11 protein-coding genes are annotated in these 13,634 nt (G+C 69.5%); 8 read left to right on the top strand and 3 right to left on the bottom strand.

Annotated elements, in window-relative coordinates; all coding sequences use genetic code 11:
- Window positions 1-70 precede the first annotated feature (70 nt).
- Together zwf and yegQ are read left to right on the top strand one after the other, a co-directional pair.
- Window positions 71-1,540 (top strand): glucose-6-phosphate dehydrogenase, encoded by a 1,470-nt coding sequence (gene zwf / locus IG194_RS11975; protein ID WP_225617219.1) that lies wholly within the window; start codon window positions 71-73, stop codon window positions 1,538-1,540.
- A gap of 377 nt (window positions 1,541-1,917) precedes the next feature.
- Window positions 1,918-3,276, top strand: a complete 1,359-nt coding sequence (yegQ, locus tag IG194_RS11980; protein WP_058487798.1) for a tRNA 5-hydroxyuridine modification protein YegQ — start codon at window positions 1,918-1,920, stop codon at window positions 3,274-3,276.
- A gap of 320 nt (window positions 3,277-3,596) precedes the next feature.
- Here yegQ and IG194_RS11985 read toward each other — a convergent pair whose 3' ends face one another.
- Together IG194_RS11985 and IG194_RS11990 are read right to left on the bottom strand one after the other, a co-directional pair.
- Complete coding sequence (locus IG194_RS11985; RefSeq protein ID WP_058487799.1) at window positions 3,597-4,316, bottom strand: DUF3142 domain-containing protein; 720 nt, start codon at window positions 4,314-4,316, stop codon at window positions 3,597-3,599.
- Window positions 4,317-4,323: 7 nt separating this feature from the next.
- On the bottom strand, window positions 4,324-6,513 hold the full coding sequence (locus IG194_RS11990; RefSeq protein WP_058487800.1) for a hypothetical protein: 2,190 nt from the start codon (window positions 6,511-6,513) through the stop codon (window positions 4,324-4,326).
- Window positions 6,514-6,750: 237 nt separating this feature from the next.
- Between IG194_RS11990 and nirK the strand changes: the two genes are divergently transcribed.
- From nirK to IG194_RS12020, 6 genes are all read left to right on the top strand, one after another.
- Window positions 6,751-7,899 (top strand): copper-containing nitrite reductase, encoded by a 1,149-nt coding sequence (gene nirK / locus IG194_RS11995; RefSeq protein WP_009614910.1) that lies wholly within the window; start codon window positions 6,751-6,753, stop codon window positions 7,897-7,899.
- A gap of 48 nt (window positions 7,900-7,947) precedes the next feature.
- Entirely contained in the window at window positions 7,948-8,757 is an 810-nt protein-coding gene (locus IG194_RS12000) for an SUMF1/EgtB/PvdO family nonheme iron enzyme (RefSeq protein WP_058487801.1), read from the top strand.
- A gap of 70 nt (window positions 8,758-8,827) precedes the next feature.
- A complete protein-coding gene (locus IG194_RS12005) occupies window positions 8,828-9,559 on the top strand; it encodes a Crp/Fnr family transcriptional regulator (protein ID WP_082936653.1) in 732 nt (243 codons plus the stop codon).
- Between the two features lie 78 nt (window positions 9,560-9,637).
- The gene (ytfE, locus tag IG194_RS12010; RefSeq protein ID WP_058487802.1) at window positions 9,638-10,309 is read left to right on the top strand and encodes an iron-sulfur cluster repair protein YtfE; all 672 of its coding nucleotides are present in this window, start codon (window positions 9,638-9,640) and stop codon (window positions 10,307-10,309) included.
- A 101-nt stretch (window positions 10,310-10,410) separates the two neighbouring features.
- Window positions 10,411-11,094, top strand: a complete 684-nt coding sequence (locus tag IG194_RS12015) for a Crp/Fnr family transcriptional regulator (protein ID WP_009614901.1) — start codon at window positions 10,411-10,413, stop codon at window positions 11,092-11,094.
- A gap of 2 nt (window positions 11,095-11,096) precedes the next feature.
- Window positions 11,097-11,279, top strand: coding sequence for a hypothetical protein (locus IG194_RS12020; RefSeq protein ID WP_043314688.1), 183 nt, complete (start codon window positions 11,097-11,099; stop codon window positions 11,277-11,279).
- A 505-nt stretch (window positions 11,280-11,784) separates the two neighbouring features.
- Here IG194_RS12020 and IG194_RS12025 read toward each other — a convergent pair.
- On the bottom strand, window positions 11,785-13,632 hold the full coding sequence (locus IG194_RS12025) for a nitric oxide reductase activation protein NorD (RefSeq protein WP_058487803.1): 1,848 nt from the start codon (window positions 13,630-13,632) through the stop codon (window positions 11,785-11,787).
- Between the last annotated feature and the right edge of the window lie 2 nt (window positions 13,633-13,634).

Raw genomic sequence — 13,634 nt, forward strand, 5'->3', positions numbered from 1 at the left:
GTCTGCTTGTAGTTATACTACAAGTCAGGTGGTCACGCCCAGGCAATAAGTGGTGGAGCAGTACCTGATGATGTCCGAAACTTCCGCATTTCCCCTTTCCTGCGACATTCTGGTGTTCGGTGGCACCGGCGACCTGGCGCTGCACAAGCTGCTGCCGGCGCTCTACCACCTGCACCGCGAGGAGCGCCTGCCGGCCGACACCCGCATCCTCGCCCTGGCCCGCAGCCAGCGCTCGCAGGAGGCCTACCTGGCGCTGGCCGAGCGGCACTGCCGGGCGCAGGTCGCGCGGGCCGACTTCAGCGTCGCCGACTGGCAGAGCTTCGCCACGCGCCTGGACTACCTGGCCATGGACGCCGCGCAGAGCGCCGACTTCAGCCGCCTGCGCCAGCGCCTGAAGTTCGGCCACGAGCGCGTGCTGGTGCATTACCTGGCCACTGCCCCGGACCTCTTCGCGCCCATCGCGCAGAACCTCAAGGTCGCAGGCCTGGCCGGGCCGAACACGCGCATCGTGCTGGAGAAGCCGCTGGGCCATTCGCTGGAATCGGCGCGGGCGATCAACCAGGCCATCGGCCAGGTGTTCGACGAGTCGCGGGTGTTCCGCATCGATCACTACCTGGGCAAGGAGACGGTGCAGAACCTGCTGGCCCTGCGCTTCGCCAACACCCTGTTCGAGCCGCTGTGGCGCAGCGCCTACGTCGACCACGTGCAGATCAGCGTCAACGAGACCCTCGGCGTGGAGAACCGCGGCGCCTACTACGACCACGCCGGGGCCATGCGCGACATGGTGCAGAACCACCTGTTGCAGCTGCTGTGCCTGGTGGCCATGGAGGTGCCGGTGCACTTCGACGCCGAGTCGGTGCGCGACGAGAAGCTGAAGATCCTCCAGGCCCTGCGCCCGATCGGCGGCCTCGACGTGCAGGACCGCACCGTGCGCGGCCAGTACGGCGCCGGGCGGATCGGCGGGCAGGAGGTGCCGGCCTACTGGTTCGAGAAGAACGTGGACAACGACAGCGACACCGAGACCTTCGTCGCCCTGCGCGCCGAGATCGACAACTGGCGCTGGGCCGGCGTGCCCTTCTACCTGCGCACCGGCAAGCGCATGGCGAAGAAATGCTCGGAGATCGTCATCCAGTTCAAGCCGGTGCCCCATGCGCTGATAGGCGACGGCAGCGGCCCGGCCAACCGCCTGTGGATAAGGTTGCAGCCGGAGGAGCGCATCAGCCTGCAACTGATGACCAAGACCCCCGGCAAGGGCATGCGCCTGGAGCCGGCCGAGCTGGACCTGAACCTGGCGCAGACGGCCAGCCCCGGCAAGCGCCGCTGGGACGCCTACGAACGCCTGCTGCTGGACGTGATCCAGGGCGACTCGACGCTGTTCATGCGCCGCGACGAGGTGGAGGCCGCCTGGCGCTGGATCGACCCGATCATCGCCGGCTGGCAGGAGCACTACCAGCGCCCAAGGCCCTATCCCGCCGGAAGCAATGGCCCGGAGCAGGCGCAGATGTTGCTGGAGTTGCAGGGGCGGCGGTGGTTGGAGTGAGGTTGCTTGCGAATGGGGGTTCGCCGGCAATTTCGGTGCTTGACCTGAAGAGCGCCCTCTCCCTAACCCTCTCCCTGAAGGGAGAGGGGACTGTCCGTGCCAAGCGTCATACCGGCGCTCGCCGGCAGCCTCGGCGTTGCAATGAGCTTCGACATTACGCTTCACGCCATACGGCCCCCTCTCCCTTCAGGGCGGGGCGCGCAGCCGAGGGCTGGGGAGAGGGAACGGAGTCAATCCAAAGCTCCGCTGCAGCCTGGAAACTCCATTCGCGAGCAAGCTCGCTCCTACGAAAAACACCCGGGCATTGACCCCGCGCAGGGCACCAAACCCCCGCCCCCGCTAGAGTGCGGCGTTTTATCCACAACCGTCCCCACGCCATGCTCCAAGCCCCCGAACTGCTCTCCCCCGCCGGCTCGCTGAAAGCCATGCGCCACGCCTTCGCCTACGGCGCCGATGCCGTCTATGCCGGGCAACCGCGCTACAGCCTGCGGGTACGCAACAACGAATTCGACCTGGCCAACCTGGCCATCGGCATCGCCGAGGCCCATGCCCTGGGCAAGCGTTTCTACCTGGTGGTGAACATCGCCCCGCACAACGCCAAGCTGAAAACCTTCCTGGCCGACCTGGAACCGGTGCTGGCCCTGGGGCCGGATGCGCTGATCATGTCCGACCCGGGGATGATCATGCTGGTGCGCCAGCACTTCCCCACGGCGAACATCCACCTCTCGGTGCAGGCCAACGCGGTGAACTGGGCCAGCGTGGCCTTCTGGCGCGACCAGGGGCTGAGCCGGGTGATCCTCTCCCGCGAGCTGTCGCTGGAGGAGATCGGCGAGATCCGCGAGAAGGTCCCGGACATGGAGCTGGAGGTGTTCGTCCACGGCGCCCTGTGCATGGCCTACTCCGGGCGCTGCCTGCTGTCGGGCTACATCAATCGCCGCGACCCCAACCAGGGCACCTGCACCAACGCCTGCCGCTGGCAGTACCAGGCGCACCCGGCGCGGGAGGACGAACTGGGCCAACTGGTGCGCGAAGCCACTCTCGGCGAAGGCGCGCCCAGCGACGCGGTGTTCCTGCTGGAAGAAGGCAACCGCCCCGGCGAGTTGATGGAAGCCCACGAGGACGAGCACGGCACCTACATCATGAATTCCAAGGACCTGCGCGCCATCCAGCACGTGCAGCGCCTGGCCGAGATGGGCGTGCACTCGCTGAAGATCGAGGGCCGCACCAAGTCGCACTACTACGTGGCGCGCACCGCCCAGGCCTACCGCAAGGCCATCGACGACGCCGTGGCCGGCCGGCCCTTCGACCGTGGCCTGATGGACGAGCTGGAGTCCCTGGCCCACCGTGGCTACACCGAGGGTTTCCTGCGCCGCCATGTGCATGACGAGTATCAGAACTACCAGTACGGCAGCTCGCGGGCGGAACGGCAGCAGTTCGTCGGGGAGTTCACTGGCGGGCGGCGTGGCGACCTCGCCGAGATAAGGGTGAAGAACCGCTTCGCGGTGGGCGACAGCCTCGAACTCATGACGCCGGGTGGGAACCATACGCTGCGGCTGGAACGTCTGGAGAATGTTCGTGGTGAAGCCATCGAGGTCGCGCCGGGCGATGGGCACGTCGTGTATCTGCCGGTGCCAGAGGGGGTGGGGCTGGATTATGGGTTGCTGATGCGGGATCTGCTGGAGCGGCCGGCTAAGGCGGGATGTGGGGGGAGTTGTGGTTGCGGAGGCTCTTCGTAGGAACGAGGGGGACGCCTAGTTCTTGCTCGCGAACGGGGCTTCGGCGGCAATCTCGGCGCTTGAGCAGAAGAGCGCCCTCTCCCTAACCCTCTCCCTGAAGGGAGAGGGGACTGTTCGGCGTGCTTGGGTATTCCTGAGTCAGCCGGCAACACCGAAGGTTTCCGACTGAAACCATCACTTCTCTCGGCACGGACTAGCCCCCTCTCCCTTCAGGGAGAGGGCTGGGGAGAGGGAAAAGAGTCAACCCGAAACACTGCAGCCACCGACAAACTCCGTTCGCGAGCAAGCTCGCTCCTACAAAATCCCCCCCGACCACCAACTCACGGATTCTGCAAAAACACCACATACCCCCGGAACCACGGACTGCGCTCCAGATACTCCGGCGCCTGCCACTGCCCGTACTGCGCCAGGCCGATGCGGAACGGCAGCTGCAGGCGCGCCACCCTTGGCAGGTAACGCTGGTAGTCGGGAATCGTCCGCCGCCCCTGGTAGGTCTGCACCACCACCTCGTCCACCACGTCCTTGAGTTCATTGATGGTCGCCGGCTCCGCGTTGCTGCTCCAGTCCAGCAGGCCGGTGATGCTCAGGCGGTATTCGATCGGCAGGCGCCGGCGGAAGTCGCGCAGGAAGGCCACGTACTCGTGGAGGTAGCGGGTGCGGGCGTCGAAGTCGATCTGCACGCCCAGCAGCGGGTTGCCGGCGCGCTGCCAGCGGCGCAGCTGGGCCAGCAGGGTAGCGTAGCTGTCCTCGCTCCAGCGCAGGCTGTGGGCGCGGTATACCAGCCACACCTGGCCCGTGCGCAGGCGCGGCATGGCGATGCCCTGGGCGTGCAGGCGCGCCGGTTGTTCGGGGGCGCCGCGCGGGGCGCTGACCTGGCCTTGCAACACATACAGCGTGCGCGCCTGGCGCAGCACCGGCTGGGCCTGCACGCCGCCCCACAGCCAGAAGGCGTCGTAGTCGGCGGCGTCCACCACTCCGGCGCGGGCCGTGGCGCCCCATAGCAGCAGGCCCAGCGCCAGGCTCTTCGCGGCCAGGCCCATGGCCGCGCTACCAGTAGTACTTCAGCGATTTCGCCCAGGGCGTATCGGCGTACTGCGTCTTCAGCGTGCGGAACCAACGCTTGCGCTGCGCCGGGGCGATGTCCTGCTTGCCGCAGCCGTTGTAGCCGCTGGGCGCGTAGCAGTTGATCGCGCGGTACAGCGCGTAGGCCTTGTCGTCGCTGCCGGCCTGGTCGTCGGCTATCACCTTCAGGTAGCCGTCCAGGCGCGAGTAGGGCTCGCCCTCGAACAGCGACGGGCTGCCGCCCAGTTCGCGCACGCCGGGCTGGTTGTCCAGCGGGAAGCTGTCGAGGTTGTTGCGCAGGATGAACTCGCCGAAGCAGTTCAGCGCCTGCGGCGGCTGCGGCTCCTGCTGCAGGGCCAGGGCGAGGTCGCGGATGGCCGGGCAGTCGTAGCCGGAGCTGCCCTTGCCGCCCGGCCACTGGAACAGGCTCAGCGGCTGCCCACCGCCGTAGACGAAGCCGAGGCTGGCGCTCAGCGGCTTGGTCGAGGGCTCGGCCGGCAGCAGCACGAGGTCGTTGACGAAGTTGGCATAGCGGCCGTGCAGCAGGTCCTTGTACAGCAGGGTGAAGAGCGCGGTGTCGCGCTCCTCGGCCGGCGCCGTCTCGGACTTCACCTGCTGGCGCAGCAGTTCGGGGCCGGCGATGTGGCGCAGCAGCAGCTCGCGGATGGCCGGGGTGCGCACCGGCGAGTTCTCCGCATAGACCTTCACCAGGCGGTCGCTGCGCTCGTAGTTGAAGGCCAGCGCCAGTTCCAGCTGCTCGCGCTGCAGCGGCTGGCGGGCCAGCGGCAGCAGCTGCAGCCAGAGTTTCTCCGCGCCCAGCCAGTCGTTGCCGGCCTCCAGGGCGAAGCCGCGCAGGGTCTGCTGGCTGAAGGCGAGGTAGTCGAGCTTCTGCGGCAGGGCCTTCGGCAGCTGTTCGGCCGCCTTGGCCGGCTGTTCCTCGACGTACAGCTGCCAGGCGGCCAGCAGGTAGTCGTGCAGCCCCGGCAGCTCGGCGAACAGCGGCTTCTGCGCCTGCAGCCCGGGCAGGTCGAGGGCGCGGCCCTCGCCGGCTTCGTGGTGACGCATCTGCATCAGGTCGAGCACCGCCAGCAGGCGCGGGTCCTTGACCTCGGCCGGGTGCGCGCTGACCAGCAGCTTGTTGTCCACCTCGGCGATCAGCTGGGCCTGGTCGGCGTTGCCCTGGGCCGCTTCCGGCTGGGCGAACAGCCAGGCGTACTCCGCGGCCAGGCGCCCGGGGTCGTTCATCAGCCAGTACACGCGGCGCATCAGGCCCTTGGCCGAGGTGGCGTAGCGGCCCTGTGGATAAGCCTGCAGGTAGGCCTTGAAGTCGCTTTCGGCGACCTTCAGCGCAGCCTGGTCGACCTTGCGCAGGTCGGGGTAGCCCATGTCGTCGAAGGCGTTCTGCTGCGCCTGGTTGAGCTGGCTGCGGCCGAGCATGTAGCGCGCCGTCTCGCGCAGCCACGGCAGCCGGCTGTCGTGCAGGGCCTGGAAGCTCTTGCGCGCGGCCGGAAAGTGGCCGCTGTAGAAGGCGGCGACGCCTTGCAGGTAGCCGGCGAAGTCGCGCCCGGCGGGGGAATCCACGTCCTTGGGCAGCAGACCGGCGAGCTGCGCGTCGTCCCACTGGCAGCCCTGCAACAGGGCCAGGCGCGCCCGCGCCAGGCCCTGCCGCTCGGCGGGCGGCAGGTCGGCGGCCAGCAGCTGGGCGAGGAAGTCCTGGGCGGTGGCCGGGTTGTTGCTGCGGCAGCGGCTGCCCTCGCCGCTGGCGAAGCGCTCGCCCTCGGCCGGCACCGCGTCCGCCGGCAGGCCGATGCGCACCGCAAGCTCCGCCAGGGGCGCCGCCGGCTTGGCCGCGGCGGCCGCTGCGGGCTCCACGGTCATGGGTTCGTCGAACAGCCGCGTCAGCGGGAAGGGCACCAGGCCGTAGCCCAGCTGCTGCTCGTCATCGGACAGCGCCTTGACCGGCAGGCTGGCGCGGCCGGCATCGGCCAGCAGCAGCTGCAGGTTGACCCGGCTGTCGTTGCCGGGGCTGAGGAACGGCAGGCTGTTGCACACGTCCAGGGTGTCGCGCTTGAGGTTCCAGCTCGGGTAGCAGGAATCGTCGCTGCTGGCGTAGGCCTGCTGCGCGGCAAGCACGCCGAAGGTGAGGGCCAGGAGGGGGAGTCCACGCGGGCGCATGCAAGGTCCTTGTCCGTTGGGGCCCGCGCCTTGGCGCGGGGAATTCGCTCTTTGGGCTGGAATCTTACCTCGGCGCACAGGCACTTGCCGCATTCACACAGGCGCCGTAGGAAAAACCAGACGGCGCGCTGCGGCAGATTGTCCAGCTGCGCCGCTATTTGCTGCGGCGCAAAGAAGGTTTTCGCCCAAGGGGTTTCCCTGTGGACAACGCAATCTCGTCCATTAGGAGAAGTACCCATGGCTGACCTGGAAAAAACGCCTTTCTCGCGCCGTAGCCTGCTCGCCGGAGCCGTCGCGCTCGGCGTCGCCGGCTCGGTCCTCGGCAGCGGTCTGGCCTTCGCCAAGGAGTCGGCGCCGCTGCAGACCGGGCCGGCGCCGGACCTGTCGAAGCTGGCCAGGAGCAAGGTCGAGCTGCTCGCCCCGCCCTTCGTCCATGCCCACGAACAACGCACCAGCGCCAAGCCGCGGGTAGTGGAGTTCCGCATGGTCATCCAGGAGAAGGACCTGATCATCGACGACGACGAAACCCACGTCCACGCCATGACCTTCGACGGCTCGGTGCCCGGCCCGCTGATGGTGGTGCACCAGGACGACTACGTCGAGCTCACCCTGGTCAACCCGGCCAGCAACAGCATGGCCCACAACATCGACTTCCACGCCGCCACCGGCGCCCTGGGCGGCGGCTCGCTGACCATCGTCAACCCCGGCGAGCAGGTCAAGCTGCGCTTCAAGGCCACCCGCCCCGGCGTGTTCGTCTACCACTGCGCGCCCGGCGGGATGATGATCCCCTGGCACGTGGTCTCGGGCATGAACGGCGCGATCATGGTGCTGCCGCGCGACGGCCTGAAGGACCGCGACGGCCGCCCGCTGAAGTACGACAAGGTGTTCTACATCGGCGAGCAGGACTTCTACGTGCCGCGCGACAAGGACGGCAAGTTCAAGCGCTACGCTACGCCCGCCGAGAGCTTCAACGACACCATGCAGACCATGAAGGGGCTGATCCCCAGCCACGTGGTGTTCAACGGCCGGGTCGGCGCCCTGACCGGCAAGAACGCGCTGACCGCCAAGGTCGGCGAGACCGTGCTGATCGTCCACTCCCAGGCCAACCGCGACACCCGCCCGCACCTGATCGGCGGCCACGGCGACCACGTCTGGGCCACCGGCAAGTTCGGCAACCCGCCGGAGGAAGGCCTGGAGACCTGGTTCATCCCCGGCGGCGCCGCCGGCGCTGCGCTGTACACCTTCCGCCAGCCGGGCCTGTACGCCTACCTCAACCACAACCTGATCGAGGGCGTGGCCCTGGGCGCCACCGCGCACTTCCAGGTCGAGGGGCAATGGGACTCCGACCTGATGAGCCAGGTCGAACCGCCCTCGCCCATCAAGTGACGCCACCGGCCGGCCCGCGAGGGCCGGCCCCGCCACGAGGGAACGCCGATGCGCAAGGCGCTGATCATCGCCCTTCCGCTGCTGTTGCTGGCCATCGCCCTGGGCGCCTGGCTGCCGCGCAGCGACCCGAGCCTGGCGCCGGAGACCGTCAGCCTGACGCCGCGGGAATACCGCTTCCGCCCCGCCGGCGACTACTGGCGCGACGCCCGCCCGGTGGACGCGCCGCTGCGCAGCGAACGCCTGGTTCCGCGCTTCGCGGTGATGAAATACCAGGTCAGCCGGGCCGAATACGCCCGCTGCGTGGACGCCGGCGCCTGCCTGGCGCTGGATGGCCAGGCCGCCACGCCCGGCGCCGACCTGCCGCTCACCGGCGCCAGCCTGCTGGACGCGCAGCTCTATGCCGAGTGGCTGTCCAAGCGCACCGGCCAGCGCTGGCGCCTGCCCAGCGATGAGGAATGGGCGTTCTTCGCCGGCTCGCGCTGGGCCGACGACGCCCTGCGCATCGACGACGGCCGCAACCCGGCGCGCCGCTGGCTGGCGCGCTACCGCTTCGAGGCCGCGGCAGCCGGCGAAGGCCCGGCCCGGGCACAGCCGCGCGGCAGCCATGGCCTCAACGAACTGGGCGTGGCAGACCTTGCGGGCAACGTCTGGGAGTGGACGCAGAGCTGCCACACGCGGGTCAGCCTGGACGCCGATGGCGCGGAAAAGAGCCGCGTCGAGGCCTGCTCGATCCGCATCGCCGAGGGCCGCCACCGCGCCGCCATCAACGAATTCGTCCGCGACGCCCGCGGCGGCGGCTGCAGCGCCGGGCAACCGCCGGACAACCTGGGTTTCCGCCTGGTCAGAGAGCTGCCTTGACTTGATCCCACTCAAGTTTCGCCACCCCGCGAAACGGGTATGCTGCGGCGGGCCCCAGGGAATCCCGAGCGTGAGCGACAAGCCGACGATCAACCGCGCCTGGCTGGCGAACCTGCCACCCTTTGCCAACTGCACCCGCGAGGAACAGGACGACATCCTCCGCCCGGCCAGCGTGCTGCCGCTGCACTGCGGCGCCACTGTGTTCGAGCAGGGCGAGCCGGCCGAGCACTTCTACCTGCTGGTGCACGGCCGCCTCAAGGCCACCCAGCTGACCTGCGACGGCCAGCGCGTGCTGGTGCGCCTGGTCAACCCCGGCGACCTGTTCGGCTTCGTCCGCGCCCTGGGCCGCGAGGACTACCCCGCCAGCGCGACCGCCACCCAGGAAAGCCTGGCGCTGGCCTGGCCCACCGCGCTGTGGGAACCGCTGCTGGCGCGCCACCCCGGCTTCGCCCTGAACACCGTGCAGGCCATCGGCGTGCGCCTGCAGGAAGCCCACGTGCGCTTCTGCGAACTGGCCACCGAGGAAGTCGAACGCCGCGTCGCCCACGCCGTGCTGCGCCTGGTGCGCAGCAGCGGCCGCGCGGAATCCGAAGGCGTGCGCATCGACTTCCCGGTCAGCCGCCAGGACATCGCCGAGATGACCGGCACCACCCTGCACACCGTCTCGCGCATCCTCTGCGCCTGGGAAGGCCGCGGCCTGGTGCGCGGCGGCCGGCAGAAGCTGCTGGTGCGCAACCCGCAGCAGCTGCTGCACATCGCCGAGGGCGACGACGAACGGGAAACCGCGCACTGCGACGCTTGACCGCAATCAAGGAGCCCGGAGCACCGCCCTTCCTAGACTGGCGCCTGCCTACCGCACCGACTCCCGAGGCCCGCCGCCATGCACGACAACCTGACCGAACGCACCCTCAGCGACCTGGCCTGCAGCCTGCCCGGCAGCACCAGCCTGTTGCGCGACTACAAGCTGGACTTCTGCTGCGCCGGCCAGCGCAGCCTGCGCGAAGCCGCCAGCGAACTGGGCCTGGACGCCGAGCGCATCGCCAACGAACTGCGCGCCCTGCGCCCGGCCAGCGAAGAGCGCGACTGGCGCCAGGCGAGCAACGCCGAACTGATCGAGCACATCCTCGAGCGCTACCACCAGCGCCACCGCCAGCAGTTCCCCGCGCTGCTGCCGCTGGCCCAGCGCGTGGAGCGCACCCACGCCGCGCACCCGCACTGCCCCCACGGCCTGGTGGCGCTGCTGGAACGGATGCAGGAAGAACTCGAGTCGCACATGTGCAAGGAAGAGCACATCCTGTTCCCCTGGCTGAACCAGGGCGTGCCGCTGCTGCACGTGCAGGGGCCGATCGGGGTGATGCGCCACGAGCACGACGAACACGCCCAGTCCCTGGCCACGCTGGCCGAGCTGACCGACGACCTGACCGCCCCGGCCAACGCCTGCACCACCTGGCGCGCGCTCTACGCCGGGCTGGAGGAGCTGCGCCGCGACCTGATGCAGCACATCCACCTGGAAAACAACCTGCTGTTCGTCGGCGCCAACCGGCCGCAATGACCATTCATCGGCCGGAGGCCGGCGTGACAGCATGCCTCACCCCCCAACCCGCGCATGGCGAGCATACTGGGCGGATGTCCCCTGCCCAGGAAAGCTCCGCCATGCAGTCCCAGCGCGTCCACCAGCAGATCCTGCGCGGGCATCACCTGTTCGATGCCCTCGACGAGGCGCAGCTGGAACAGCTGCTCGCCACCTGCCAACTGCTCAACCTCGACAAGGGCGACAAGCTGTTCCACCAGGGCGAGCCGGCGCATGCGTTCTTCTTCGTGATATCCGGCGCGGTGAAGATCTTCCGGCTGACCCCGGAGGGCCAGGAGAAGGTCCTGGAAGTGGTGGTCGGCCGGCAGACCTTCGCCGAGGCCATGATGTTCATGGACACCCCCGACTACGTCGCCTCGGCCCAGGCGCTGGAGCCGACGCAGGTCTACCGCTTCGCCAACCGCACCTACCTGGAGCTGCTGCACAGCAACCCGCAGCTGCCCTTCGCCCTGCTCGGCACCCTGTGCATCCGCCTGCACCGGCGGATCAACGAGATCGAGACGCTGTCGCTGAAGAACTCCACCCACCGGGTGGTGCGCTACCTGCTGACGCTGCTCAACCGCCACGGCGACGCCGACCTGCGCTTCGACCTGCCGATGGCCAAGCAACTGGTGGCCGGGCATTTGTCGATCCAGCCGGAAACCTTCTCCCGCGTGCTGCGCCGGCTGATCGACGAACGCATCATCGACCTGCAGGGCCGCACCGTGCAGGTCCTCGACCCGCTGCGCCTGGAGCAGTTCGAATAGGCATGCGCCAGTGCCTGTACTGCCAGCAGGCCAGTCCCGACGACCAGGCCGACTGCCCGCACTGCGGCATGCCGCTGCCGGCCGAACAGGCGCTGGCCCGGCAGAAGCGGCTGCGTCGGTTCAAGCTGTTCTGCGTCGTCCTCGCGGTGTTCTGCGTGGCCATGGCGGTCTGGTTGCCGCGCTAGGCGTCCCGAAACCGGCCTGCCGGCCGGATCGCGGATGAATCCGCTCCTACAGGTAGGTTCGAAGCCCCGTAGGATGGGTTGAGCGAAGCGATACCCATCGCCACCACCGCATGGGTTTCGCAAGCTCAACCCATCCTACGAAAAGCACTCCGGCGCAGCCGGCAAGACGCTTGCTCCTACGCTGTTTCCGGGTTCGCACTGCGCCGAGGTGCTTTTCGTAGGAGCGAGCTTGCTCGCGAACGGGGTTTCCGGTGGCGCAGGTGTTGGGCTCAAGAGCGCCCTCTCCCCAACCCTCTCCCGCAAGCGGGAGAGGGGGCTGTCCTGAGTGGCCGGTAAATCGGTCGCGAACGGGTCTCGCTGCGGGGGTTGGTTCGCGAGCAAGAACTGGGCGTCCCCCTCGCTCCTACAAAGGGCTGTCCACCGCCTCACTCGCCACATCGTCCCCCTGTAGGAGCGCGCCCTGCGCGCGATTCGCGGGCAGGGCCCGCTCCAATGGCGCACGGCCTCACTCGCGGCGGCGGGTCAGCTGGCGGTACAGCTGCGGCAGGCGCAGCGGCAGCTGGGCCGGGTCGTGCAGCATCTGGTAGCCCTGGTGGCCGAACAGGTGCGGCAGGTAGTCCGCCGCCTCGCGGTCGATGGTCAGGCAGAACGGCAGCACCCCGGCGCGGCGGGCTTCCAGCACCGCCTGGCGGGTGTCCTCGATGCCGTAGCGGCCCTCGTAGCAATCCAGGTCGTTGGGCTTGCCGTCGGTGAGGATCAGCAGCAGGCGCTGGCGCTCGCCGCGTTCGAGCAGCAGTTGCGTGGCCCGGCGGATCGCCGCGCCCATGCGTGTGTAGTAGCCCGGGCGCAAGGCGCGGATGCGGCCGCGCACGGCGTCGCCGTGGCGTTCCTCGAAGCTCTTCAGCTGGGTCAGGCGCACGTGGTGCCGGCGCAGCGAGGAAAAGCCGTACAGCGCGAAACGATCGCCCACCGCCTGCAATGCTTCGCCGAACAGCAGCAGGCTGTCGCCGATCAGGTCGATGACGCGGTGGCGGTCGTCCAGGTGCGCATCGGTGGACATCGACAGGTCGGCCAGCAGCAGGCAGGCCAGGTCGCGGCGGGTTTGCCGGCGTTCGAGGAACAGGCCGGTCTCGGCGCAGGCGCCCAGGCGCCGTTCGACGCTGAAGTCCAGCCAGGCCTGCAGGTCCGGCTCGCTGCCCTGGGGCTGGCGGCGCAGCCACTGCGGTTGCTGGCGCAGGCCCTCGAACTGGCGGCGCAGGCGCCGGGCGATGGGCGCCAGGGCATCCGGCAAGGGCGCCGGCGCGGCGTCGCGCGGCAGCATCGGCTGCAGGCAGACGTGGCCGGGCAGCAGGCACTGGCGCCGGTAGTCCCACTCCGGCAGGCGGATGCCCTCGCCCAGCGGCAGGTCGTCGTATTCGGCCGCCGGCAGGTCGAGGTCCAGGCGCAGGCCGCCGCCCTTGCGCTGGCGTTGCCGAGACAGGCTCAGGTGGTCGAGGTCCTCGGCCACCCGTGCGGCGTCCAGGTCCTCGCTGTCGTCGCCGGCGCGGTCCAGCTCGACGTGCTCGGACCAGCTGAACAGGTTCTCCAGACGGAACAGCAGCAGGCCGCCGCGCCCCGGGTCCTGTTCGGTGCGCTCGCCGCGCTTGCGGGCGATGCCGTTGCGGGCGTCGCCCGTCGGCCTGCCCTGCTCGTCGCCGTCGACCAGTTCGGTGCGCTGCGGTGCCGCCAACTGCTGCGGTGGATACAGCCACAACGGCAGCGGCCAGGGCGCGCGCTCGCTGCGCGGCAGGCGGAGTACGCTGCCCGGCTCGCGCAGGGCCTGGCGCAGCGCGCGCTCCAGCACCGCCTCGGCCGGCGGCAACTGGGCCGGGTCCGGGCGCAGCGGCAGCAGCGCCTCCACCAGCCGTTCATAGCGCGGGCGCAGCAGCGGGTAGCGCTGCAACACGGCGAGGGTCCAGGCCTGGTTGTCGCCGGCCCAGTGCCGCAGCGGCTGGCTGTGCGCCGCGAGCAGCGCCAGCCAGCGGTAGAGTTCACGATTCAGTTGCGCATCGGGGTACACCGCCAGGCTGGGCGGCAGGCGCAGGGAGTCGGCGTCGAACCAGGCCACCGGCAGTTGCTGGCAGGTGCCGGCCACCTGTTGCAACAGGCTGCGGCGCACCAGCAGTTCGCGCGGGCTGGCCGCCTCCACGCCGACGCCGGCCTCGCCGCCGGTGCCGCGGAACAGCAGCAGCAGGCTGCGGCGGACCTCGTCCAGGCTCACCGCCGCGTCCTCGAAGGTCGGGCTCGCGCGGCGGGTGATGAAGCGGTGCCAGGCGCGGCCGAAGCCTTCCTCCAGTTCCAGGTGAATGGTCATCG

Source organism: Pseudomonas sp. ADPe (assembly GCF_014843515.1).
GTDB lineage: Bacteria > Pseudomonadota > Gammaproteobacteria > Pseudomonadales > Pseudomonadaceae > Pseudomonas > Pseudomonas citronellolis.

Bases quoted from the DNA above. Each gene is read 5' to 3' on its own strand.
- IG194_RS12015 (WP_009614901.1), top strand. From the start codon at position 10,411: ATGCAGTCCCAGCGCGTCCACCAGCAGATCCTGCGCGGGCATCACCTG.
- IG194_RS11990 (WP_058487800.1), bottom strand. From the start codon at position 6,513: ATGCGCCCGCGTGGACTCCCCCTCCTGGCCCTCACCTTCGGCGTGCTT.
- IG194_RS12020 (WP_043314688.1), top strand. From the start codon at position 11,097: ATGCGCCAGTGCCTGTACTGCCAGCAGGCCAGTCCCGACGACCAGGCC.
- IG194_RS11985 (WP_058487799.1), bottom strand. From the start codon at position 4,316: ATGGGCCTGGCCGCGAAGAGCCTGGCGCTGGGCCTGCTGCTATGGGGC.
- ytfE (WP_058487802.1), top strand. From the start codon at position 9,638: ATGCACGACAACCTGACCGAACGCACCCTCAGCGACCTGGCCTGCAGC.
- IG194_RS12025 (WP_058487803.1), bottom strand. From the start codon at position 13,632: ATGACCATTCACCTGGAACTGGAGGAAGGCTTCGGCCGCGCCTGGCAC.
- nirK (WP_009614910.1), top strand. From the start codon at position 6,751: ATGGCTGACCTGGAAAAAACGCCTTTCTCGCGCCGTAGCCTGCTCGCC.
- yegQ (WP_058487798.1), top strand. From the start codon at position 1,918: ATGCTCCAAGCCCCCGAACTGCTCTCCCCCGCCGGCTCGCTGAAAGCC.
- zwf (WP_225617219.1), top strand. From the start codon at position 71: ATGTCCGAAACTTCCGCATTTCCCCTTTCCTGCGACATTCTGGTGTTC.
- IG194_RS12000 (WP_058487801.1), top strand. From the start codon at position 7,948: ATGCGCAAGGCGCTGATCATCGCCCTTCCGCTGCTGTTGCTGGCCATC.